The sequence below is a fragment of the Hahella sp. NBU794 genome, assembly GCF_050749805.1.
Lineage (GTDB): Bacteria > Pseudomonadota > Gammaproteobacteria > Pseudomonadales > Oleiphilaceae > Hahella.
Genome location: NZ_CP192738.1, coordinates 2,305,001 through 2,328,765, shown reverse-complemented (window position 1 = coordinate 2,328,765; position 23,765 = coordinate 2,305,001). Strand labels below are relative to the sequence as shown.

The 23,765-nt window shown below is 52.0% G+C and carries 17 protein-coding genes and 2 rRNA genes (1 of these 19 cut by a window edge); 13 read left to right on the top strand and 6 right to left on the bottom strand.

The features are described 5' to 3' along the window. Positions 1–128 precede the first annotated feature (128 nt). From ACQYWX_RS10415 to ACQYWX_RS10405, 3 genes are all read left to right on the top strand, one after another. Positions 129–1,247, top strand: a complete 1,119-nt coding sequence (locus tag ACQYWX_RS10415; protein WP_431688704.1) for an efflux RND transporter periplasmic adaptor subunit — start codon at positions 129–131, stop codon at positions 1,245–1,247. Positions 1,248–1,274: 27 nt separating this feature from the next. Next, positions 1,275–4,343, top strand: a complete 3,069-nt coding sequence (locus ACQYWX_RS10410; protein ID WP_431688703.1) for an efflux RND transporter permease subunit — start codon at positions 1,275–1,277, stop codon at positions 4,341–4,343. Between the two features lie 150 nt (positions 4,344–4,493). Further along, entirely contained in the window at positions 4,494–5,117 is a 624-nt protein-coding gene (locus tag ACQYWX_RS10405; protein ID WP_216739076.1) for a LysE family translocator, read from the top strand. Positions 5,118–5,133: 16 nt separating this feature from the next. Here the strand turns inward: ACQYWX_RS10405 and ubiT are convergent, their stop codons facing one another. Continuing rightward, positions 5,134–5,718, bottom strand: coding sequence for a ubiquinone anaerobic biosynthesis accessory factor UbiT (ubiT, locus tag ACQYWX_RS10400; RefSeq protein ID WP_431688702.1), 585 nt, complete (start codon positions 5,716–5,718; stop codon positions 5,134–5,136). 138 nt (positions 5,719–5,856) lie between these two features. Between ubiT and ubiU the strand changes: the two genes are divergently transcribed. Next, positions 5,857–6,855, top strand: a complete 999-nt coding sequence (gene ubiU, locus ACQYWX_RS10395) for a ubiquinone anaerobic biosynthesis protein UbiU (RefSeq protein ID WP_431688701.1) — start codon at positions 5,857–5,859, stop codon at positions 6,853–6,855. Positions 6,856–6,915: 60 nt separating this feature from the next. After that, entirely contained in the window at positions 6,916–7,824 is a 909-nt protein-coding gene (locus ACQYWX_RS10390; protein ID WP_431688700.1) for a U32 family peptidase, read from the top strand. 26 nt (positions 7,825–7,850) lie between these two features. Here the strand turns inward: ACQYWX_RS10390 and ACQYWX_RS10385 are convergent, their stop codons facing one another. Beyond that, on the bottom strand, positions 7,851–8,594 hold the full coding sequence (locus ACQYWX_RS10385; RefSeq protein ID WP_431688699.1) for a substrate-binding periplasmic protein: 744 nt from the start codon (positions 8,592–8,594) through the stop codon (positions 7,851–7,853). Positions 8,595–8,796: 202 nt separating this feature from the next. Here ACQYWX_RS10385 and potA point away from each other — a divergent pair, with 202 nt between their 5' ends. The 4 genes from potA to ACQYWX_RS10365 are packed head-to-tail and all read left to right on the top strand — an operon-like array spanning position 8,797 to position 12,565. Continuing rightward, complete coding sequence (gene potA / locus ACQYWX_RS10380; protein ID WP_216739071.1) at positions 8,797–9,894, top strand: spermidine/putrescine ABC transporter ATP-binding protein PotA; 1,098 nt, start codon at positions 8,797–8,799, stop codon at positions 9,892–9,894. A 1-nt stretch (position 9,895) separates the two neighbouring features. Further along, positions 9,896–10,762, top strand: coding sequence for a spermidine/putrescine ABC transporter permease PotB (gene potB, locus ACQYWX_RS10375; RefSeq protein ID WP_127972307.1), 867 nt, complete (start codon positions 9,896–9,898; stop codon positions 10,760–10,762). After that, a complete protein-coding gene (gene potC, locus ACQYWX_RS10370) occupies positions 10,746–11,519 on the top strand; it encodes a spermidine/putrescine ABC transporter permease PotC (RefSeq protein WP_216739070.1) in 774 nt (257 codons plus the stop codon). The genes potB and potC overlap by 17 nt, the downstream gene beginning before the upstream one ends. After that, positions 11,516–12,565 (top strand): extracellular solute-binding protein, encoded by a 1,050-nt coding sequence (locus ACQYWX_RS10365; protein ID WP_431688698.1) that lies wholly within the window; start codon positions 11,516–11,518, stop codon positions 12,563–12,565. The genes potC and ACQYWX_RS10365 overlap by 4 nt, the downstream gene beginning before the upstream one ends. 26 nt (positions 12,566–12,591) lie before the next feature. On the opposite strand, the gene ACQYWX_RS10360 is transcribed toward ACQYWX_RS10365, so the two are convergent. After that, a complete protein-coding gene (locus ACQYWX_RS10360) occupies positions 12,592–13,437 on the bottom strand; it encodes a GNAT family N-acetyltransferase (protein WP_431688697.1) in 846 nt (281 codons plus the stop codon). Between the two features lie 274 nt (positions 13,438–13,711). Between ACQYWX_RS10360 and ACQYWX_RS10355 the strand changes: the two genes are divergently transcribed. Continuing rightward, complete coding sequence (locus ACQYWX_RS10355; RefSeq protein ID WP_431688696.1) at positions 13,712–16,606, top strand: insulinase family protein; 2,895 nt, start codon at positions 13,712–13,714, stop codon at positions 16,604–16,606. A 51-nt stretch (positions 16,607–16,657) separates the two neighbouring features. On the opposite strand, the gene ACQYWX_RS10350 is transcribed toward ACQYWX_RS10355, so the two are convergent. Continuing rightward, positions 16,658–17,146 (bottom strand): GNAT family N-acetyltransferase, encoded by a 489-nt coding sequence (locus ACQYWX_RS10350; protein WP_127972315.1) that lies wholly within the window; start codon positions 17,144–17,146, stop codon positions 16,658–16,660. 172 nt (positions 17,147–17,318) lie between these two features. Between ACQYWX_RS10350 and imuA the strand changes: the two genes are divergently transcribed. From imuA to ACQYWX_RS10335, 3 genes are read left to right on the top strand one after another with little or no spacing between them, the layout of a single operon-like run. After that, complete coding sequence (gene imuA, locus ACQYWX_RS10345; RefSeq protein WP_371824087.1) at positions 17,319–18,011, top strand: translesion DNA synthesis-associated protein ImuA; 693 nt, start codon at positions 17,319–17,321, stop codon at positions 18,009–18,011. Between the two features lie 21 nt (positions 18,012–18,032). Continuing rightward, positions 18,033–19,439 carry a Y-family DNA polymerase gene (locus ACQYWX_RS10340; protein WP_216739065.1) on the top strand — a complete coding sequence of 469 codons (1,407 nt, stop codon included), beginning with the start codon at positions 18,033–18,035 and terminating at the stop codon, positions 19,437–19,439. A 15-nt stretch (positions 19,440–19,454) separates the two neighbouring features. Further along, positions 19,455–22,553, top strand: coding sequence for an error-prone DNA polymerase (locus ACQYWX_RS10335; protein WP_431688695.1), 3,099 nt, complete (start codon positions 19,455–19,457; stop codon positions 22,551–22,553). Between the two features lie 93 nt (positions 22,554–22,646). On the opposite strand, the gene rrf is transcribed toward ACQYWX_RS10335, so the two are convergent. Together rrf and ACQYWX_RS10325 are read right to left on the bottom strand one after the other, a co-directional pair. Continuing rightward, a 5S ribosomal RNA gene (gene rrf, locus ACQYWX_RS10330) occupies positions 22,647–22,760 on the bottom strand. Positions 22,761–22,876: 116 nt separating this feature from the next. Next, positions 22,877–23,765: ribosomal RNA gene (locus ACQYWX_RS10325) — 23S ribosomal RNA — on the bottom strand; it runs 2,002 nt beyond the window's last position.

Here is a 23,765-nt window from a genome sequence, read left to right as displayed (position 1 = left end):
CGGAACTCAGCGATTGCAATCAACGAACCTCGGGGCAACGCCCCAACCCCATCGCCAGCATACAACTTTTCCCGGCCGCCTTCCGGCCGGACTCGGACATATACAAGTAATCATAAAGGGAGAACTTCATGGCTAAACGCATGACGATAATGATTGTCGTACTTGCTGTCGTCTTCGGTGGAATTTTCTACTTCCTGGGCTATCTGAAGCCGAAAATGATGGGCGAATATTTCGCCAACTTTCAGCCCCCGCCGGTCACCGTTTCCTCAGAGAGCGCCCGCACGGAGAAATGGACGCCTTTCTACAGCTCCATCGGTAACGTTGTCGCCGTGCAGCAGGTGACGGTGACTTCCGAAGAAGCAGGCGTCATCAAATCCATGCCGATTTCGTCCGGCGCGCAGGTCAACGCCGGCGATCTGCTGGTGCAACTGGATACTGATGTGGATGTAGCGGAAATAAAAGGGATGCAGGCCTCTGCAGAACTCGCGGAAGCCACCTACAAACGCGATCAGAAGCTTTTAGAGCGCAATGTCGCCAGCAGCCTGGATTTCGAAACCAGCCGCGCGCAGTTAAAGAATGCACAGGCGCAGGTGGAAAGCCAGCGCGCCCGCATCAACAAGAAAAGCATTCGCGCGCCGTTCAAAGGCACATTAGGCATCCGTAAGGTCAATCTTGGCGAGTATGTGCAACCAGGAACGCCGATTGTCACCTTACAGGACCTGTCTCGGGTATACGTCAATTTTGCTTTACCTGAGCAACTGTTCAGCCAAGTGCATAACGGCCTGCAGGTGGAAGCCAAGGTGGCGGCGTTTCCTGAACGCACGTTCAACGGCAAGGTCACCGCCATCGACGCCCGCGTGGACCAGCAAACCCGAAATTTCACTATCCAGGCGACTTTCGAGAATTCCGACCAGGCGTTGCGTCCCGGCATGTTCGCGGAAGTGAAGCTGTTGCTGGGCTCCGAGCGCGATGTGATTACAGTTCCCTCCACTGCCCTGGAAGCCAAGCTGTACGGCACCTCTGTATTCGTGATCAGCAAGGCGTCCGCAGAAGATCAGGCCGCCACCAAAGACACCCAGGAAAATCTGGTGGTCGAGCGCCGCTATGTTGAAACGGGGCTGTCGCAGAACAACTGGACTGAAATCACCAAAGGGCTGGAGCCCGGCGAGTCCGTGGTCACCGCCGGTCAGCTCAAATTGCAGAACGGCTCCCGCGTGAAGATCAACAACAACGTGGAACTGCGCTGATCCGCACCGGTAAACAAGGAGAAGCCTATGCGTTTTACCGATATATTCATACGCCGTCCGGTGCTGGCGTCCGTCGTCAGCCTGATTATCCTGCTATTGGGCCTCAACGCCCTGAAGACTCTGCAGGTGAGGCAATACCCGCAATTGGAAAATGCGGTCATCAATATTTCCACCGCTTATCCTGGCGCCAGTTCTGAACTGGTGTCGGGGTTCATCACTTCGCCCATTCAACAGGCCGTGGCGAGCGCCGAGGGGATCGACTATCTGACCTCTTCCAGCAACCAGGGCTCCAGTCTGGTGGAAGTGCACCTGAAACTGGGCTTTGACTCCAGCACCGCGATGACGGAGATTCTCTCCAAAGTGGCGGAGGCGCGCCGTCAGCTGCCAGCGGATGCGGAAGAGCCGGTGATTCAGAAGTCCACCGCCGGCACCACCGCGCTCATGTACGTCAGCTTCTTCAGCCAGGACATGAGCGAAGCGCAGATCACCGACTACCTGAAGCGCGTGGTGCAGCCGCAACTGGAAACCGCCGATGGCGTGGCCAAAGCGGAAATTCTCGGGGGCAAAACATTCGCCATGCGCGTCTGGCTGAATCCGCAGAAGCTGGCGGCCTTCGACCTGACGCCTCAGGATGTCGCCCGCGCCGTCGGCTCCAACAGCTTTCTGTCCGCCGCCGGCGCGACTAAAGGCCAGTACATCACCGCCAATATCACCGCCGATACGGACTTGCACAGCGTGCAGGAATTCCAGCAGTTAGTGGTGAAACGAGATGACGCCACCCTGGTGCGTCTGCAGGATGTCGCCACCATTGAGCTGGATGCGGAAAGCGACGATTCAGCGGTGTACTTCAACGGCAACCGCGCCGTGTTTGTCGCCATTACGTCCCTGCCCGCCGCCAACCCGTTGGAAGTCATCGACAATATCTACGATCTGATGCCAGCGCTTGAGAAGCAGTTGCCCAGCGCACTGAACGTCAAAGTGGCTTATGACGCCACCAAGTTCATTCGCGACTCCATCAACGAAGTAATCAAGACGGTTGGCGAAGCGACGGTCATCGTTATATTCGTCATCTTTTTGTTCCTGGGCTCTTTGCGCGCCGTAATGATTCCGGTGGTGACTATCCCGCTGTCTCTGGTGGGCGTTTGCTTCTTCATGCTGGCGCTGGGCTACTCCATCAACCTGCTGACCCTGCTGGCGATGGTGCTTGCTATCGGTCTGGTGGTGGACGACGCCATCGTGGTAGTGGAGAACATTCACCGCCATATCGATGAAGGCCTGTCGCCGTTCAAGGCCGCCATCATTGGCGCCCGGGAAATCGCCACGCCGGTCATTTCCATGACCCTGACCCTGGCGGCGGTGTACGCGCCGATTGGCTTCCTCGGGGGACTGACGGGCGGCCTGTTCAAAGAGTTCGCCTTTGCCCTGGCGGGGGCGGTGATCATCTCGGGCGTCATTGCGTTGACATTGTCGCCGATGATGTGCTCCAAGCTGATGACGGAAACCAACAGCAAGATGGCGATCTGGCTGGATGAGATATTTGAAAAGCTCAGAGGCGCCTACCAGCGTCGCCTGCATAACGCGCTCAATTATCGCCCGGTCACGCTGGTGATGGTGCTGACGATGCTGGTGAGCTGTTTTTACCTGTATCAGCTGTCCAACAAAGAGCTGGCCAGGGACGAAGATCAGGGCATCATCTTCAGCATGTCCACCGCGCCGGTGAGCGCCACTCATGACTACGTGGCCGCCTATACCGATGAAGTCATCAAAACCATTGAGACCTTTGATGAGAGAAACGATTACTTCATCGTGCAAGGCGCCAACGGTTCCGCCAACAGCATGTTCTCCGGCATGATCCTGAAAACCTGGGGAGAGCGTGAGCGCAGTCAGATGGAGCTGGTTCCCATCATGCAGCAGCGCATGGGGGATATCGCCGGTTATCAATCGGTCTCCTTCAACCTGCCCACCCTGCCCGGCTCCAGCGGCCTGCCTGTACAGTTCGTTATCACCACCGCGCAGGATTACAAGGTGCTGTATGAGCTGGGTCAAGAGCTGCTGGCGGAAGCGCGCAAGAGTGGCAAGTTCCTGTTCGTTAATTCCGACCTGAAGTTCGACAAGCCTACCGCGCATATCTCCATCAACCGCAGCAAGGCGGCGGAACTGGGCATCAGCATGCAGGATATCGGCGCAGCTCTGGCGACCATGTTGAGCGGCGGCTACACCACCCGCTTCAGCGTGGAAGGCCGCAGTTACAAGGTGATTCCACAAGTGCTGCGGGAATACCGCGCCACAGCTGAGCAACTGGACGACTACTACGTGCGCACCGCTTCCGGCGAGCTGATTCCGCTCTCAACCATCGCGGAAGTCTCCAAAGGCGCGGAGCCAAATAAGCGCGGGCAGTTCCAGCAGTTGAACTCCATGGTGGTGGAAGGCGTCATGACGCCCGGAATCAGTCTGGGCGAAGCATTGGACTTCCTGGACCAGAAGGCGCAGACCATCTTCCCGCAGGGCTATGGATATGAGTACGCCGGACAGTCCCGACAGTACAAGCAGGAAGGCAGCGCGCTGATCTTCACCTTCTTTTTCGCCCTGTTGATGATCTATCTGGTGCTGGCGGCGCAGTTCGAGAGCTTCCGCGATCCGTTCATCATTCTGGTGAGCGTGCCGATGTCGTTGCTGGGCGCGTTGATTCCCATCGCCTTTGGTGTGACGTCAGTGAATATCTACACTCAGATCGGTCTGGTGACGCTGATTGGCTTGATCACTAAACACGGCATCTTGATTGTGGAGTTCGCTAACCAGTTGCAGGTGGAACAGGGACTGAGCAAGCGTGAGGCCATCGAACAGGCCGCCGGCATTCGTCTGCGGGCGATTCTGATGACCACCGCCGCGATGGTGGTGGGCGTGCTGCCTCTGCTGTTCGCCAGCGGCGCCGGCGCCGTCAGTCGTTTCGATATCGGTCTGGTGATTGCTTCCGGCCTGTCCATCGGCACGATCTTCACGCTGTTTGTAGTGCCCACCATGTACATGATCCTGGGCACGGACCACAGTCTGGTCGAAAAACAGGAGGACGTAGACGGCGAACTGTCCCACGCCTGACCTTTCCCTCTTAGCCTCCGGCGCCCGCCAGCGCCGGAGCCCTATTGAAAAAAGCAATTATCGGGCGGCTCCGGCTTGCCTGATAATGGCTTTTCTGATTTATTCCCCTAACGCCATCCGCTAGACCATCGCTTTCAGGACGACCGCTGTATGACCGACTATTCCGTGTTTCTGGTGTTTCTCTCCACCTGCCTGTTTGTGTCCGCCACCCCGGGCATGTGCATGACGCTGGCGTTGACCATGGGATTAAGCATTGGTTTGAAGCGTACGTTCTGGATGATGTGGGGCGAATTGATCGGCGTCGGCATTGTCTCCGTCGCCTCTGTCGTAGGCGTCGCCACTTTGATGCTGCAGTATCCGCAGGTGTTCTCCGTGCTTAAGTACGTCGGGGGCGCTTACCTCGCCTACCTTGGCGTACAGATGTGGCTGTCCCGGGGCAAAATGGCCATTCCCGAGAAGATGGAGGACTCCCGCGTCGCCAGCCCTACAGAGCTGGCTACACAGGGCTTTGTGACGGCGATTTCCAACCCCAAGGGCTGGGCGTTCATGGTGTCGCTGTTGCCGCCCTTCATTTCAACCGACGCCCCAATGGCGCCGCAATTGGCGACCTTGGTGTCCATCCTGTTGATTGTGGAATTTTTCTGCCTGGTGTTATACGCCAGCGGCGGCCGCACGCTGCGCCACTTCCTGCTGCAAGGCGATAACGTCCGCTTGTTGAACCGTATCGCTGGGACCTTAATGATCGGCGTCGGAGCCTGGCTGGCATTTTTCTGACGCGGGTTTTCAGACGTCAGGAGGTTTGCGGCGTAACGGGAATTTTATAGCTCAGCGCCGCCGCCAGATCCCGTTTGGAGGCTTCCCAATAAGCAGCGAGGGAGGAAGCCAGCTCCAACAGCTTATGGACGGGCGCAGACAGGTCGTTGAGATCGCCGGTATCCAACAGATTCTTCATCTCATGGCCCAGCTCCGTATCTCCGAGAATTACAATCCGGCGTTGAAAAAACAGCGTATCCGGGTCCATCTTGCGACCCGCAATCAAGGCGAAGGCGGCGGAATCGCCCCGGATTTCCGTATCCGCCGTTTCCGTCCGCGCCACTCTGATGGAGCGATCCTCACCAAGACTCAGGCTCCAGCTCAGCTCCAAATCCACCACCGTCACTTTGACCCAGCGATGGATAAGAGAGTCGAACTCTCCTTCTCTGATCGCCTCACCGAAACCGTCCTGCAGGAGCTTGCGAATAAGCGCGGCCTGGAGCGGAAACGGCGTTCGCGCCAAGGGATGCAGTAGATAGCGTCCCGGCCGGCGCACCACATCTGTCAGCGCCGGCAACGCGGCGGCGAGTTCTTTGGATAATTGCAGCGGGCTTTTGAACATGAATACCTGTCTCCCTTGTCGCAGCGTTTAGTCGCCGTTATTAAATAGACTCAGGACCCGGGGCATATTGATTTCCATCAAATCCCCCACACAGCGCTTTTGCTACCTTACCCGCATTTGCCGCCCTGGGAGTATGCAATGGAGCTGGTTTGTCCGGCGGGAAGTCCTCCCGCTCTTCGCGCCGCCGTGGATAACGGCGCCGACGCTGTTTACATCGGATTCAAAGACGATACCAACGCCCGTCATTTCGCCGGGCTGAATTTCGACGACGCCAAGGCTCAACAAGCGCTGGCTTACGCCCGCGACCGTGGCGTGAAGCTCTTCGTCGCCATCAATACCTATGCGCAGTCACAAGGTTGGGAGCGCTGGCGCAACGCGGTGGATAAAGTCGCCGGATTACAGGCGGACGCGCTGATCGCCGCCGATATCGGCGTCATGGATTACGCCGCCCGCCAGTATCCCCAGCTGAACCTGCATCTCTCCGTACAGGGCTCCGCCACCAACTATGAAGCGCTGCGCTTCTATCACAACCGTTTCAATATCAAACGAGCTGTCCTGCCCAGAGTATTGTCCTTGCCGCAGGTGCGTCAGGTGGCGTCGCAAAGCCCGGTTGATCTGGAAGTCTTCGCTTTCGGCAGCCTTTGCATCATGGCCGAGGGACGCTGCTATATGTCGTCCTACATGACCGGCGAATCGCCCAACAACAGCGGCGCCTGCTCGCCCGCCAAGTTCGTAAAGTGGGAACAGAAAGACGGACGCCTGGAGTCCCGCCTAAACGGCTCTCTCATTGATCGCTTCGAAGCGGACGAAAACGCCGGTTATCCCACTTTATGCAAGGGACGCTTTGACGCCGGCGACAGCCATGCTTTTCATGTTTTTGAAGAGCCGACCAGCCTGAATACCCTCGATCTCATTCCAGAACTCGCCGCGACCGGCGTCAAGGCGGTGAAGATAGAAGGCCGACAGCGCAGCCCGTCTTATGTCGCACAGGTCGTGTCCACCTGGCGTCAGGCCCTGGATTGCTTCCAGCGCGAACCTGCGGCGTTTCGTTGTCAGCAAGATTGGCTGGAGGCGTTACAGGCGCTGTCAGAGGGCGCGCAAACCACATTGGGCGCGTATTCCCGTCCCTGGCAGTAAATCAGCGGGCGCATACCTCAGGTCGCGTATGCCCGAACCACCAACAGAAGGCGCAGTAATATGAAAATCTCTCTGGGTCCCCTGCCTTATTTCTGGCCAAAAGACATGGTCGTTCAATTCTATTCCCAGGTCGCCGCCGCGCCGGTCGATATTGTCTATCTCGGAGAAACTGTCTGCTCCAAGCGCCGGGAGATGAACTTGCGCGACTGGCTGGACATCGCCGATTCACTGCTCGATGCCGGAAAAGAAGTCGCGCTTTCCACCCTGGCGTTGATAGAAGCCGAGTCGGAATTAAAGTCCCTGCGCGCTATCTGCAAAGCGGCCAATGCAAACGAACGCCTGAGCGTGGAAGCCAATGACATGGCGGCGGCGCACCTGATGTCGGAAGCCGGAAGGCCTTTCATCGCCGGCCCTTACCTGAATATCTATAACGCGCCAGCGCTGGAAATCATGCGACAAGCAGGCGCTAAACGCTGGACGCCGCCCGTAGAAATCAGCCGTCACGCCCTGGAAGGCATTCTGGGGAGTCTCGCCTCCCCCATTGAAACTGAGTTATTCGCCTACGGTCATCTCCCCCTTGCGCTCTCCGCCCGTTGCTTCACAGCACGATCGGAAGGATTGCCCAAGGACGACTGTCGTTTCGTCTGCAAGAAATACCCACAAGGCATTCCCACACGAAGCCAGGAAGGCGAAACCTTGTTCAACCTCAACGGCATTCAGACGCAGTCCGGCAAGTGTTATCACCTGCTGAATCAGTGGCGCGATCTGCAGCATGCAGGCGTGAATGTGATTCGTCTGAGCCCTGAGTCGCAGGATACCCTGCGGGTCGCAGAGAGTTTAGCGCTGGCGCTCAAACAGGAGCAGGACAAAGTCCTGCCATACCAGCTCAACCACAGCAATGGTTACTGGAGCCGAATCCCAGGCATGGAGCTGGCGGCGGGACCGCAGGAAACGCCTCATCTCTCCTGAGGCTTATCCCGGAGACAAAAGCAGGCTTAAAAATATCCCTGCATGATTTTATCGACGTCGATCTTTTTCAGGCCCTCGCTGAACACCTTGGCGAGCTCTTCCCCACGAGGGCCTTTTTTGAAGCAGATATAGAGCTTTTTGTCTTCCAGTAAGGTCGGGTTGAACTCAATCGCGCCCGCGGCGGATTTAAGGCTCGCCTCAGTGGATAACAGGTATTTCATGACGTTTTTGTCGATGACCGCCAAATCAATGCGATCTGAGACCAGTTTCATCAGGTTCTTCACGTCATCTCCCGCCTCGCTCGCATTGAGCTGTTTGTTGGCCACCATGTCGTCAAACTCAGCGGTATTCACATAACCGCTGACCACGCCGATGCGATATTTGGCGAGGTCCGGCAGCGCTGACCAGTCAATCTGATGATTTTTGCGTTGGGCGAAACCCAAAGGGCCTGAGCCCATCGGCTCGGACAGGATAAAGTCGTCTTCCAGCTCTTTGGCGTAGTACTCAGGGAAATAGCCGTCATAGGCCGGATCGTTCTTGGCCAGGGCCACGGCGCGCTTCCAGGGGTAGAATTTCACTTCCAACGTGTAACCCATGGCGGCGAACGCCTCTTTGGCCACCGCCGCACTAGCGCCCTGGTTGGCCAGACCTTCCGAGGTATAGGGCGGCCAGTCCAGGGACGTCAGTTGCACGTTCTTACCTTCAGCCCTCACCTCAAAACCTACAGCGGCGATAAAGACAGTCAAAACAGATAGAATAAGGCGCTTCATTAAAGCCTCCTAATTGCGTTGTTCACAGGCGTCATTTCGTCACTTCTGGCTAAAGTATAGACATTAAGTCTTAGACCGGAATTGACGTTGGCCATGCAATCCACTTTAATCGCGGGGTTGAAGAGGGTCATACGTTAAACGTTGCCAGAAAAGTCACTTTTCCCGCGATTTTCGCGGAGTCACAGAGTCAGGGTTATACACATTGAGCAAACCGCCCATTCTTACGCTTGCCGACATCACCAAACGTTTTGATACGCAAGAAGTGCTGTCGGGCTTCAACTTGAGCATTGAAGACGGAGAATTCTTTACGATTTTGGGGCCGTCAGGCTGCGGCAAAACCACCGTGCTGCGCCTGATCGCCGGATTTGAGGGCGCGGATGAAGGGCGCATCATGCTGAACGGGCAGGATGTTTCCAAGCTGTCCGCGGAAAAGCGACCGGTGAATACGGTGTTTCAGAGTTACGCCCTGTTCCCCCATATGACCGTGTTCGACAATGTGGCCTTCGGTCTGAAAATGGCCAAGGTCAGCAAGCCGGAAATCGCCGAACGCGTAAAAGAGGCGTTAGCCACCGTACGCCTGTCTGATTTCGCCACGCGTAAACCGCATCAGCTGTCAGGCGGTCAGAAACAGCGCGTCGCTATCGCCCGCGCGGTAGTGAATCGCCCCAAAGTATTGCTGCTGGACGAATCCCTCAGCGCTCTGGATTACAAACTGCGCCAACAGATGCAGATGGAGCTGAAACAGCTACAGCGCAAGCTGGGCATCACCTTTATCTACGTCACCCACGATCAGGAAGAAGCCCTGTCCATGTCCGACCGTGTTCTAGTCATGCACAATGGTCAGGCGCAACAGGTAGGCACACCGCGTGAAATATACGAGTGCCCGAATAATCTGTTCGTCGCCAGCTTCATTGGGGAAATCAACGTATTCAACGCGGAAATCCTGGAAAACCTGGGCGATTACCGCTATCTCGCCGCGATGGACGGCTTCAAGCGTGAGATTCACGCAGACCGCCGTTTCGAGGCGGGCGATAAAGTACATGTATTACTGCGCCCGGAAGACTTGAGGATTGAATATCTGGAGGATGCGCCAGATCGTCCTGGTTTCTCAGGAAAAGTACTGGAGCGCAATTACACCGGACAGACCCTGGACTCGCAGATCCAGTTGCCGTCAGGACAGACCATCATGGCCAGTGAGTTCTTTGATGAAGACGATCCTGACTTCGACTACAGCATCAATCAGAAAGTCTGGGTCGATTGGGTACATGGCTGGGAACACGTGATCAAAGCGGAGTCCTGACGTGAGCCAATCGCCTTTTCGCCGTTTCATTATCATTTTGACGCTGGCCTGGCTGGCGTTGTTCGTTCTGGCGCCCCACTTTCTGGTAGTGCTGACCAGCGTAATGACGCCTGACTCCGAGCATCTGGCGGTCTGGCCGATGACGCTGGACGCCTACGCCCGTATCTGGGAGCCCCTTTACGCCGACGTTTTCTGGCAGAGTCTGGCGCTGTCCGCCAAGGCGACGCTGATCTGTCTGTTGCTCGGCTACCCGTTCGCCTACATTGTCGCCAAGATGTCGCCGGCCTGGCGCGCCTTCATGATGTTCCTGATGATCATCCCCTTTTGGACCAACAGCCTGATACGCACCTACGCCATCAAGCTTTTACTCGGCAATAAAGGCCTGTTCAACTGGGTGCTGGAGGCCATTGGCGTCATCGATGCCCCTATTCAGATGATTTATACCGAGTTCGCAGTCGTGTTCGGCCTGACTTACATCCTGCTGCCCTTTATGGCGCTGCCGTTGATCTCCAGTTTCGACAAGCTGGACAAGGATCTGATCGAGGCCGGGCACGATCTGGGCGCGGGATTCTGGCAGCGCTTCTATCACATCGTACTGCCGCTCACCATGCCGGGGGTCGTCGCCGGATGTTTGATTGTATTCCTGCCCGCCATGGGCATGTTCTATGTGGCGGATCTGCTCGGCGGCGCCAAGAACCTGCTGTTGGGCAACATCATCAAGAATCAGTTCCTGGTGGTGCGGGACTGGCCGTTCGGCTCCGCTTTCAGTGTCACGTTGATTGTCATCATGGGGATGATGCTATGGCTGTATTACGCCGCCAACAAGAAAGTACAGCGCATGGGAGGCCTCGATGATCAGAATCTTTAAGTCCGGTTTTCTGGGCCTGATCTTCCTGTACCTGTATCTGCCCATACTGGTGCTGGTGGTCAACTCGTTCAATGAATCCAAGTACGGCTATGACTGGAAAGGCTTCTCCTGGCGCTGGTATGAAAAGCTGTGGAATAACGATGCGTTGATGGACGCCTTCGGTAACTCTCTGCTTATCGCCTGTCTGTCCGCGACAGCAGCGACAGTCATTGGGGCGTTAATGGCGCTGGCGATCTATCGCTATAAGTTTCCCCTCAAGAAAACCGCCGGCAGCTTGTTGTTCGTGGTAATGATGTCTCCGGATATCGTCCTGGCGATAACCTTCCTGGTTATTTTTATCGCACTGGGAATTCAGCTGGGATTCTGGTCCCTGTTGATCGCCCATATCACGTTCTGCCTGCCTTTCGTCGTGATTACCGTTTACGCACAATTGAAAGGGTTTGACGATAATTTACTGGAAGCGGCGCAGGATTTAGGCGCCAGTGAAAGCCGCATCTTTCGCCTGATCATTTTACCGATTATCCTGCCCGCCGTTATTTCCGGCTGGCTGCTGAGTTTCACACTGTCTCTGGACGATGTCATTATCAGCTCATTCGTGACCGGACCCGGTTTTGAGATTCTGCCCATTCGGGTGTTCTCAATGGTGAAGGTGGGCATTTCGCCTGAAGTGAATGTGTTGGCCACAGTATTGCTGTTTATTTCTTTAACTCTTGTCACGGTGGTGACGCTACTTATGAAAAGGAAAACCGAAGCATGAAAAAAACCTCCTTTGTAACTGGCTTCCTCTTCGCGGCAGGCTTCCTGTTCGCCGCTATCGGCACAGCCCGGGCGGCGGAAAAAGTGGTCGTGTACAACTGGACGGAATACATACCTGAAGGCGTGCTGGACGAGTTCACCGCCAAGACCGGCATTGAAGTGGAGTACGCCACTTACGAAAGCAACGAGGTCATGTACGCCAAAGTCCAACTACAAAAGGGCAAAGGCTATGACGTTGTCGTGCCTTCTGGCTACTACATCTCGAAAATGCGCAAAGAAGGTCTGTTGGCGCCAATCGATAAGTCCAAGCTTTCCAACTTCAAGCACCTGGACCCGAACCTGCTGAACAAACCCTACGATCCGGACAACCAATACAGTATCCCCTACACTTGGGGCAGCACGGGCATTGGCATTAATGCGGAAGCGATCGATCCCAAAAGCATTACCTCCTGGAAAGATCTGTGGGACCCCAAATGGAAAGGCAGCCTGCTGCTGACGGACGATGTTCGCGAAGTGTTCCACATGGCGTTGAAAATTAACGGCCACTCCGGCAACTCCACTGATCCTGCAGAAATCAAGCAGGCGTATGAGCTGCTGAAAACACTGATGCCTAACGTGTTGGTTTATAACTCAGACGCGCCCCGTGAGCCTTATATGGCCGGCGACGTCAACCTGGGTATGATCTGGAACGGAGAAGTGATTCAGGCGCAACAGGAAAACCCGGATATCCAGTATATTTATCCCAAAGAAGGCGCGGCATTCTGGGTGGACAGCTTCGCCATTCCCGCTGGCGCTGAGCATAAGGAAAATGCGCTCAAGTTCATCGACTTCATGCTGCAACCGGAAGTCGCCAAGCGTTGCGTGGAGTTTATCGGCTACGCCACTCCCAACAAATCAGCGCTGAGCCTGCTGGACGAAAAGCTGCGTAACAATCAAACCATCTTCCCACCCGCCGAAGTCATCCAGAAAGGCGACTTCCAGCAGGACGTAGGCGAAGCCATGGAGCTTTATAACGATTACTGGCAGAAGCTGAAAACCGGCAACTGATTTCAGTACACAAGCAGGCCGGAGAGTTATCCCGGCCTGCTTGTTTTCTCACCACTCTCCCCGTTCGACTGACTCCCACCCTCATTACGACGACACAGACTCGCCTGCCGTTCTCTGGGCTGAAATCCCAAGGATTCATAAATTCGCGCAGCGTGATAGTTTTCATCCGCCACCATGACCAATATATCCGCCCGATCAAAACCCGCTTTGGCGACGGCGTGCACCAGTGTGTGGCATATCCCCCTGCTTCGATGGGAGGACTTGGTCAGCACATTCTGAAACCGGCCAATACGCTCATCAAAAAAGAGACCAACACTGCCCACCAACTCTCCCTGTTGAAACGCGCCGAACCAATCTCCTCTTCCCGCAACGATCATGCTGCGGTACATATCCCGAACGCCTTGAAGGAAGGCGACATACTCCTCCTTCGGCTGATCGACATCCCGCTCCTGCAGCTCAAGCTCATACCAGACGCGCCAATCTTCCTCCGACTGCAGCGTCCGCACATCAACATCAACGTTAACTTTCTGCGGCCTTAACAACTCTGATTGCTTCGCTGTGAGGACCGCACATTCCATGTACTCATAACCCCGCTGCATAAAACCGCTCATATCAGCCCCGTCCTCTTCACCGCTGACGCGCCACTGAAACGCAAAATGCTTAATCCGCGGCGGCGCGCCAACATAACGCGCAAAATCCAACTCCAAATCAGTCCACTGCCCCGCCTGCGGCGGCGTCTTCAACAGCAGATAATTGCCAAAGTAATAATTCGGATTGCTCGGCGTGGTAATCACAACATACCGACCCACATCCTCAACCACACCGGAATACCGGCTGAACATCAAATCAGTCTGTAATCCCAGGCTTGGCATGGGGTGCTCCTTTATTACGTCTACTCACATTACTGGACGTTGGTAATGCCTGCCCAACAGGCTGAAGTTAATATGCCCGTCACTTGTTTTCTAAAATTTAGTTAATCTTTCAGGAAAAAACTTATAAAATAGCGCGCTTGTTAACCAGTAGTATGTTGGAGCTTCATCGAACGGAATCGTCCCTGTCGTAGCATTCCCATCAATGCAGTCGCCCCATACCCCCTGATAAATAGTAATTCCCCCAACCAGATTAGTCTGATCATTGGAGTTTTTAGTGTTTTTTCGCTGTATTACACACTTCATTTACTTATCCTGCGCTTTAGTTCTCTCTGCTAGCGCTTACGCTGAAAAAATTAACCCTTTGCTTCCTAAAGAGTGCAAGTTTCCAAAAACTTATTCTCATAGACAGCTTGATAATGGCCTAAGGGTACTAACCATATCTGACCCTTCTCTAAATAAAGCACGTTTCTCGCTGGAAGTTGGCGTAGGAACTCAACAAGATCCAGAGGACATTCTTGGCATGGCTCATTTTCTAGAGCACATGCTTTTTCTTGGATCAAAAAATTATCCAGCTGTTGACAGTTTACAGTCTTTTCTCGCTCAGCATGGGGGGTCAATAAACGCCACTACGGACTATGAGGCTACAAACTACCACTTTGATGTTGATCCAGAGCACTTAGAGAAAGCCCTGGACCTTTTTTCCGACGCTATGGCCGCCCCTACCCTTGATACTAAATATGTAGGCAGGGAGAGAAAGGCAATCCAAGCGGAATATCGGTATAGAAAAGACATGTACTACTGGCGATTAAGCGAGGTCGCCGCTGAGTCCTTCGCAGATCGTCATCCGATCACTCGTTTCGGTATGGGCAACCGAAAATCTTTTGCCGCATTTAGCGATGCAGAGCTGGCGCAGCGTGTTAGAGCTTGGTGGGAAGCTCACTATAGCGCAGACAAGATGGTGCTTGTTGTAAGCGCTCCGCAATCCAATGAGCTACTTGAAGCATTGTTGAAAGACAGATTTAGCCACCTACCTGTACGACCTTCAGCAACGCCACCGTCGCCCCCGAAAGCATTGAGCTTGGAGAAAGTTCCTTCAATTGTTAAAGCCAAGCTCAATGACGACGAAAGATATATGATCCTATATTTTCCAATCGAAAATATTCGAAGTGAGTTTAAGTCAGCGCCAGAAGAGTTTATAAGCTACCTACTGGAGCAACAGGTTCCCAACACACTGTCCAGCAGCTTACGCGATAATGATTATGCCAGTGGTTTATCAGTTCAGTTCAATACAAGCGACCCTGATGCATCAAGGATAGAGATATACATCGATTTATACTATCAAGGAGGCGAGCAGTACTGGGATGTCATCCGACGCTTAATGGCCTATGCTGATTTATTAAAAAAAGAACCACTGGATGAATGGAGATATAAAGAGTTTCTGAAACATAAAGGCCTGCAAAAGTGTTTCTTTGAGTCGCTAAACATCACAGAAACCGCGAGTAATTTACGTCGCTATGGGCCGAATTATGCATTAGCCAAAGGCTACGTGTCGGAAGAGTTTAAACCACAGCTTTATCAGAAGTTACTAGACGCTATACGCCCAGACAACATGATAGCTGTTATCGCACACCCTAATTTTATAGTATCTGGTGAAACAAAATGGTTTCATACGGCCTATTCCGCTAATAAGCTTTCGGTTTCTGATCAAAAGCATTATAAGCCTAAAGGCGATTATGGATTTCTTCTTCCTTCCGCCAACCAATTTTTGCCGAAGGGCGAGATAGAAGTTATAAGTGGCTCAGATGACGAGCCTCATAGGCTCAGCTCTCACCCCAATATTAATGCATGGCATGGAAAAAACACTGAGGTCGGCAGCCCACTTGCCTATTATTACGTATTACTGCGATCACCCGAGATGGATCAAGACCGACGCTCTTCAGCGTTATCCCAATTATTTTGGAGTCTATTGCAAGACAAACTTAAAGAGCAGCTATCCATTGCTGAAGAAATTAACACCAGTCTGAATATTAGCAGGGTTAAAAACGGCTTTGAACTGCAGTTTCAAGGCTATCCCGAAAGCATAGAACTCTTACTTACGAATGTACTTAATGAAATCAAGGATTTTCGTGAGAAAGAACGCCATTACGAAGAATATCGCTATGGCTGGATGTATCACTTAAAAAAATATAAAGAGCGGACACATCCATTGGTTATGGCCAATTTTTTTACAGATGAAATTATTCACTTACCTAGCTATGGCTTAGCTGAGCTCGCTTCAGGTATGCGCGAAGCATCTTATCCCAGAATGATTAATCTCTTGGGCGACTTTAGAGACAATCTACATGTAACCACTTTTTCCTATGGAAACATTGAGAAACCACAGGCTGAAAAATGGAGCAAAATGATTTCAGATACAATTATCAGCGAAACCAACTCCGCTAAAGTAAGAGAGTATATTACTCGTCTACCATTAGGAATCACGCATGTTATTGAGGAGTCAGAGTTCACTGACTCTGTCTCTATGATATATGTCCAAGGCAACTCTGCAAGTTATAGTGAGCAAGCAAACTTTGGTCTTCTGGAAAAAATGTTATCTGACTCTTTCTTCAAAGAGTTACGCACAGAAAAACAGCTTGGCTATGTAGTGCACGCAACTATTAGTAATTATTTGAATATTCCTGGCATGAATTTCATCATGCAGTCGCCTGTTTCCGCGCCGGATAGATTAGAGCAAGAAACACTAAGCTTTTTGGAATACTTCCAGGGGCGGTTGACAAGTATGCAGGATAACGACTTTGACGTGTTTAAAAACTCTTTAACGGCAGAGCTTAACGCCCCGAAAAAAACACAAGAGAAGTCTTCTTTATACTGGAGAGAAATTGCGAATGGAAGCCTCCATTTTGACAGCGAAGCACGTATGGCGGATGCAATAAAGTCGATCTCTAAAGATAGCTTCATCGAGTGGTATAGAAACAGTTTTGTAAGCAAAAATAAGCGGGTATTGTCCGTACTTATTGAAGGAAAATCTCACGCTATTGGTTCCAAATGGAAATCCAAAATATCAGATACCTTATTAGGCTCATTAGAAAAGTTCCATGACAAAAACCCAAAATGGGTCTTGGAGTCACCACAGCTCGAAAGTGCTGAGATAATGCTTAGCAGGCAGTAATTTAAAACTGCCCATAGGTGACGCCACCTATGGGCTAGCCTCCACCAAGTCTTAGTCCCCCAGCCACTTATACATAACCAACGCATCCACCAGTCCAAGCTTTGAGTGACGGAAGGCTTTGGGAAGGCGGCCGGCGATGTCATAGCCCAACTTGCGCCACAGATTAACCGCGACTTCGTTAGTGGATACCACAAAATTGAATTGCATGGCTTTGTACCCATACTTTTTCGCCATGGCCTGCGAGTGTTCGCACAGGGACGCCGCCACACCTTTGCCACGGGCGGCTTCCGCCACCATGTAGCCACAATTGCTGACATGGGAGCCCAACCCCAATTGATTTTGTTTCAGGTAATAGGTTCCCAGGACTGTATCGCCTTCAACTGCGACATAGGTTTTCTGTGGCTGCCGCAACCATAATTCGTAGGCTTCCTCTTTACTTGTGTCAGGGGCGTAAGCATAGGTTTCTCCCGCGACAGCCACAGAGTGAAATATCCGCCAAATCTGCTCAAAGTCCTGTTCTAACGCCTCTCTTATTTCCATGAATGCCTCGTTGTCACATGTTTCGCTTTTCCTGTAACCGCTTATTTAAGCGGGGCCGTTTGGAAGCATAACTGAATATCCATGGCCTAAAAAAGAGTAAGTAATCTCCATTTTGACAAAAATACTGTTTTTATATACAGTGTTTTTGTTTAAACTTAATTCTACTCAGACAATGAACAAATCAGGGCTAGAACAAGCAATTAATCGAGGCCAGATATGGCGAGGAAGACATTTCTCTTCAGCCCCAATAAAAGGATTGGATACTGGCTTTCCATCTTTGAACCAAGCATTGGCCGACGGTGGATGGCCAGCGGATGGCGTGACAGAAATAGGATATAGATCACCAGGTATGGGAGAGGTCAGCCTTTTGTTTCCGGCTTTGGCTCCATTAAGCCATCAAGAACAGTGGATACTGTGGGTAGCGCCGCCGTATCCACTATATGCGCCTGCATTAATTAATGGCGGTTTAAGTCTCTACAACAACCTGATAACGCAACCTCAATCTCGCAGGGATTTGCTCTGGTCGATAGAAGAAAGTCTGAAAAGCTCATCGTCCGCCGCGGTACTGGCATGGCCTGGGAGCATGCGACCAGAGCACGTGCGTCGACTACAGATTATTGCCGCTCAACAGCAAAAGCCGTGCTTCTTGTTTCAGGATAGACAGTACGCCAACTCGCCCAGCTCATTGAGAGTTCGTTTAAATATGCTCTCTCAAGGAGTCTTATGCGTGGAGATCCTAAAACAGCGTAGAGGGTGGGCGACATCCAAAGTGGCCATAGACTCGCTACATCCGCTCTCTCTTTTTAGGCGCTCCTCATTTCACACGGAAGCCGAAAGTGACGCTCGTAGGGAAAGAACCAGGTAAGTTCAAAGGCGGTATGATCTTATGCGATGGTTATATCTTTACTTTCCACACCTGTATGCAGAAACGTGGAGTCCAGATTTCAGAGAAACCACTCCCATTGCTCTGATTCAGGAAAATGGTTCTGTCATTGTTGACGCAAACGCGAGCGCCTCGGACTCAGGCGTGGATACTGGGATGCTATTAAACACAGCATTCTGCCTATGCCCCACCTTACAGGTTCTCCACATAAAGCCCCACAAGCAAACGCAAGCAATACATCGAGCAGCGCAAATTGCTAACCGCTTTTCCTCTTGGGTCAGCCTGGACGAGCCTAACGGTTTGTATTTGGAAGTCGCCTCAATGAAACGCCTGTATACACGCCCTTCACAATTGCGCCAGGACATTCAGCAGGCGTTTTCAGCCCTTGGCGTTACCACGTTGAACGCAACAGCGCCTCACCCCAAAGCCGCCCGCCTCCTTGCTCGCTCAAACCTAGAAAAAGATGTAAACGCCGAGAGTTTTTGGCGGGCGCTCAAGCTCCTGAAATTAGATCGCCTGAAGCTGGAGAGTCGTACTGAATATAAGCTGCGCAAGGTGGGTCTAAAAACTATTTATGATATCGCCAAACTTCCAAGCTGCGATCTTGCGTATCGAATCGATGCAGACCTTGCTTTGTATCTTGACCACGCGCTTGGCCGCAAACCTTGGCGGCCTTCGCCTTTTACTCCTCCAAGCCGTTTCAAAAAGCGGCTAGACCTGGAGCAGGAATTTGAAAGCCTACAGCCTTTGCTCTTCTACTTAGCCAAAGCCATTAAAGAGTTCTGCCTTTTTTTACAGGAGCGCTGCCTGATTAGTCAGTCCTTGGAAGTACGCCTTATTCATCGTCATCAACCGCCGACCCTAGAGAGCATCAGACTCGCACAGGGAGATAACCGGCCCGACTCCTGGTTATACATCCTGAATAAGAGCCTGGAGAGAATAGAGCTGTCCGCCCCGGTTGTAATGGTTGAGCTTTTCGCCTCCAACTTTGAAGAAGCGCCCCAACAGTCAGAGTATTTATTCGCTCATTTCAACGAAAATATTGCTGCTGAAAAAACACGCTTGCTCAATCGACTGGCTGCCCGGCTGGGCTCCGATCATGTGCATTTTCTTAGTCTGACCACCGACCATAGACCAGAACTAAAAACCCAACAAACGCCGTTACCCGCGCTTGTAAAACATCCACGTTCACGCACCTCACCACAGCCGGTTTGGCTGCTGCCTTCGGCGCCGCTTATCAATATTGAGTCTTATAAGCTGCTTCATGGGCCACTACGCATAGATTCGGGCTGGTGGGATAAATATGCCGTAAAGCGGGACTACTATGTTGCCGTCACTCCAAACAATAGTTTGCACTGGATTTTTCATACCCCTGAAAAACAGTGGTTCCGGCACGGTTTTTTTTCCTGAAACAGCAATTATTCCATGTCCTTCGCCGAGCTCCATTGCATAAGCAACTATTCATTTCTAAAAGGCGCGTCTCACCCTGAAGAGCTAGTGCAACAAGCCATTGAACAGGGCTACAGCGCCTTGGCGATCACGGACGAGTGCTCCGTCGCCGGCGCTGTCAAAGCGTGGCGAGAGCTACGCCGACTCAGGGAGGAAACTCCTGAAGCTTCAGCGTTTAAGCTAATCATTGGCAGCGAGTTTAATTATGAAGGAGATTGCTTTGTCGTACTGACGCCCCATAAAAAAGCTTATGGCGAACTCTGCCGGTTTATTACCAACTGCAGGAGAAAAGCAGAAAAAGGGGACTATCGATTTTCACCTCATGACCTTAATGAAAGCATCAAGCAAGGCCTCCTACTTTGGCGCCCCAAGCGAAGTGATCAAGAGTTTATCCCAGCGTTAGTACAAGCATTCTCTGGCCGTCTATGGCTATTGTTGGAGCTATCCCTGTCAGAAGAGGACAGCTCAAAGCGAGAGCTTATACAAACGCTATCCGAGGCCTATAACCTTCCTGTTGTGTGCAGCAATGAAGTCAAGATGCATACGCCCGAGCGAAAGCCGCTTCACGACGCACTGACAGCAATTCGCCTCAATCAAACAGTGGACTCTATAAAAGAGCTCCTGGCTCCTAATGCGGAAAACTATTTACGCCCTTTAAGTGAAGTTCATGAAACTTATCCCCCTAGCGCAATACAAGAGAGCCTGAAGGTCGCAGCGAGGTGCACATTTGAGTTGAATGAAATCCGTTACCAATATCCCAAGGAAGTCGTTCCCGAAGGAGACGACCCTAGCGCTTATTTACGTCGCCTGACTTATGAAGGGGCGCATCTTCGTTTTCCACAAGGCATACCTGAATCAGTTTTAGCTACATTGGAGAAAGAACTTAAGATCATCAGTGAGTTGCAATATGAGTATTACTTCCTGACTATTTTCGACATTGTGGATTACGCGAAAAAATCAGACATACTCTGTCAGGGAAGAGGCTCGGCCGCAAACTCTGTGGTTTGCTATTGTCTTGGTATAACCGCTGTTGACCCCACCAAAGCCAGCCTTCTTTTTGAGCGCTTTATATCCAAGGGACGTGACGAACCACCAGATATTGATGTGGATTTCGAAAATGCGCGCAGAGAAGAAATTATCCAATATCTCTATCGGCGCTACGGCCGTGAGCGCTGCGCCATTGCTGCAACCGTAATTACTTATCGCCCCAAAAGCGCAATAAGGGACTTGGGTAAGGCGCTAGGAGTCGACTTATTGCAGCTCGAAAATGTGATCGCTAACTATGGCTGGCGATATCGGGGACAGAACTGGATAGATGAAGTCATCACGCCTCAGGTTTCTCAGGACAATCATATCCTGACATGTTTTAAAGAGTTGCTACCTGAACTGCTAGGCTTTCCAAGGCACTTATCTCAGCACGTAGGCGGCTTTGTTTTATCCGCTGGCCCTTTAGTTGAATTGGTCCCAATAGAAAATGCCACAATGGAAGAGCGTACAGTCATACAGTGGGACAAAGACGATCTTGAGTCTCTTGGATTAATGAAAGTCGATGTGTTGGCGCTAGGCATGCTGACAGCACTGAAAAAATGTATGACATATATTAGTGAAATAACGGGAAAGACGTTCTCTTTGGAAAGCATCCCCAAAGAAGAAGATTCCCAAGTTTATGGCATGTTGCAGCAGGCCGACACAGTTGGGCTCTTTCAGGTGGAGTCTCGCGCCCAAATGAACATGCTTCCTCGTCTCAGACCAGAAAAATACTATGATCTTGTGGTGCAAGTGGCGATTGTCAGGCCTGGTCCGATTCATGGCGATATGGTTCACCCCTATCTGCGTAGACGACATAGTCTGGAAGATCCTGAAGACGTCCCGTTACCTGAGCTAAACCCCATTCTGAAACGTACCTTCGGCGTTCCCATCTTTCAGGAACAGGTTATCGCCATAGCCATTGTTGGGGCTGGTTTCACTTCCGAAGAAGCAGAAGAACTAAGACGCTCTATGGCTAGCTGGAAACGCCGCGGTCATATGGGCAAGTTAATGGACAAACTGATAACCAATCTGCTTAACAAAGGTGTACGCCAGGAATATATTCAGCGTTTATGTCGACAAATAGAGGGCTTCGGCGAATACGGCTTTCCTGAGTCCCACGCCGCCAGTTTTGCGCTGCTGGCCTATCATTCGGGCTGGCTTAAATACTATTACCCTTCCTCTTTCTGCTGCGCACTCTTAAACAGCCAGCCAATGGGCTTTTATGCTCCCTGGCAATTAGTCCAAGACGCTCAACGACATGGCGTTATCGTCTTGCCCGTGGATATAAATAATAGTTACTGGGAGCACCGTTTAGAACCACACACTGACAACACAAAAGAAGGTGCTTTACGGCTGGGGTTCAAGCTCGTTAAAGGGTTATCAGAAGAGGCTGTAGTCTCTATTATCCAGCATAGAACCGACGAAGGTTTTACTTCTCTCGCACAGGTAATGCATCTTCCGAAAATAACTAGAGAAGACCTTGAAGCCCTTGCCTCCGCCAACGCTCTGACTTCGTTAGGCGACAATAGATATCAGCAGCGTTGGGAGTGCTCAGGCTTTCTTTATTACTATCAACTCTTCTCCGAGTTTGAATACAGAGGCGTAGACTTCAAGCCTCCCAGCCGTTTGGACAACATTTATGAAGATCATGCCAGCACAGGCGTAGTGCTAGGTGACCACCCCCTGGCCTATCTCCGAGAAGCCAATCTAATTCCTCACTGCTCAACAGCGGTTGAACTGCTAAACCAAAAAGCCGGCCTCAAGACTTATGTTGCAGGCGTCGTCATCAACAGACAACGCCCAAAAACCTCGACCGGGGTCACCTTTCTCACGCTGGAAGACGAAACAGGCTCAATCAATATCATTGTCTGGAAAAAAACCGCGATGGCGCAGATGGACGCTCTCGTCAAGTCGCGACTGCTAATGGTATACGGGGAGATCGATAAGGACGACGAAGGGAGGACTGCGCACGTCATCGCCCACCGGTTGATAGACCTGACGTCACATCTGGAAGGCCTGGAGCCGCCCTCGCGGGACTTTCACTGAGTGTTTGCAGAAGGGATAGCTGTGGCGCAGGGCCTGGCTCTAAATTTCAGGCATAAAAAAACCCGTCACGAGGACGGGTTCTTCGTATTAAGAGCCTGACGACGACCTACTCTTGCATGGGTAATCCACACTACCATCGGCGCTGGACTGTTTCACTTCTGAGTTCGGAATGGGATCAGGTGGTTCCAGTCCGCTATGATCATCAGGCAAAACCGTTAAGCTTTGTCTTAGTCTAGCTTGTCTAGTTGGCGCTTGGTCAGAAGACCTTTAACTTGGATAAGCAGTTATACTCAATCAATACCGGTAAATTACTTCGGTGTTATATGGTCAAGCCTCTCGGGCAATTAGTACTGGTTAGCTCAACGCCTCGCAGCGCTTACACACCCAGCCTATCAACCTCGTGGTCTACAAGGGCCCTTTAGGAGGATCAAGTCCTCAGGGAGATCTTATCTTGAAGGGGGCTTCCCGCTTAGATGCTTTCAGCGGTTATCCCGTCCGAACGTAGCTACCGGGCAATGCGATTGGCATCACAACCCGAACACCAGCGGTTCGTTCACTCCGGTCCTCTCGTACTAGGAGCAACTCTCCTCAAATCTCCAACGTCCACGGCAGATAGGGACCGAACTGTCTCACGACGTTCTAAACCCAGCTCGCGTACCACTTTAAATGGCGAACAGCCATACCCTTGGGACCGGCTTCAGCCCCAGGATGTGATGAGCCGACATCGAGGTGCCAAACACCGCCGTCGATGTGAACTCTTGGGCGGTATCAGCCTGTTATCCCCGGAGTACCTTTTATCCGTTGAGCGATGGCCCTTCCATACAGAACCACCGGATCACTAAGACCTACTTTCGTACCTGCTCGACGTGTTTGTCTCGCAGTTAAGCGCGCTTTTGCCTTTACACTAACCGTACGATGTCCGACCGTACTTAGCGCACCTTCGTGCTCCTCCGTTACTCTTTTGGAGGAGACCGCCCCAGTCAAACTACCCACCACACAGTGTCCTCGACCGGGATTACCAGTCAGAGTTAGAACCTCAAACATGCCAGGGTGGTATTTCAAGGATGGCTCCACGAGAACTGGCGTCCTCGCTTCAAAGCCTCCCACCTATCCTACACAAGCAGGTTCAAAGTCCACTGTGAAGCTATAGTAAAGGTTCACGGGGTCTTTCCGTCTAGCCGCGGATACACTGCATCTTCACAGCGATTTCAA

What these genes read in the sequence shown, in the direction of transcription:
- ACQYWX_RS10415 (WP_431688704.1), top strand. Translation starts at nt 129, where the DNA reads ATGGCTAAACGCATGACGATAATGATTGTCGTACTTGCTGTCGTCTTC.
- ACQYWX_RS10410 (WP_431688703.1), top strand. Translation starts at nt 1,275, where the DNA reads ATGCGTTTTACCGATATATTCATACGCCGTCCGGTGCTGGCGTCCGTC.
- ACQYWX_RS10405 (WP_216739076.1), top strand. Translation starts at nt 4,494, where the DNA reads ATGACCGACTATTCCGTGTTTCTGGTGTTTCTCTCCACCTGCCTGTTT.
- ubiT (WP_431688702.1), bottom strand. Translation starts at nt 5,718, where the DNA reads ATGTTCAAAAGCCCGCTGCAATTATCCAAAGAACTCGCCGCCGCGTTG.
- ubiU (WP_431688701.1), top strand. Translation starts at nt 5,857, where the DNA reads ATGGAGCTGGTTTGTCCGGCGGGAAGTCCTCCCGCTCTTCGCGCCGCC.
- ACQYWX_RS10390 (WP_431688700.1), top strand. Translation starts at nt 6,916, where the DNA reads ATGAAAATCTCTCTGGGTCCCCTGCCTTATTTCTGGCCAAAAGACATG.
- ACQYWX_RS10385 (WP_431688699.1), bottom strand. Translation starts at nt 8,594, where the DNA reads ATGAAGCGCCTTATTCTATCTGTTTTGACTGTCTTTATCGCCGCTGTA.
- potC (WP_216739070.1), top strand. Translation starts at nt 10,746, where the DNA reads ATGATCAGAATCTTTAAGTCCGGTTTTCTGGGCCTGATCTTCCTGTAC.
- ACQYWX_RS10365 (WP_431688698.1), top strand. Translation starts at nt 11,516, where the DNA reads ATGAAAAAAACCTCCTTTGTAACTGGCTTCCTCTTCGCGGCAGGCTTC.
- ACQYWX_RS10360 (WP_431688697.1), bottom strand. Translation starts at nt 13,437, where the DNA reads ATGCCAAGCCTGGGATTACAGACTGATTTGATGTTCAGCCGGTATTCC.
- ACQYWX_RS10350 (WP_127972315.1), bottom strand. Translation starts at nt 17,146, where the DNA reads ATGGAAATAAGAGAGGCGTTAGAACAGGACTTTGAGCAGATTTGGCGG.
- imuA (WP_371824087.1), top strand. Translation starts at nt 17,319, where the DNA reads ATGAACAAATCAGGGCTAGAACAAGCAATTAATCGAGGCCAGATATGG.
- ACQYWX_RS10340 (WP_216739065.1), top strand. Translation starts at nt 18,033, where the DNA reads ATGCGATGGTTATATCTTTACTTTCCACACCTGTATGCAGAAACGTGG.
- ACQYWX_RS10335 (WP_431688695.1), top strand. Translation starts at nt 19,455, where the DNA reads ATGTCCTTCGCCGAGCTCCATTGCATAAGCAACTATTCATTTCTAAAA.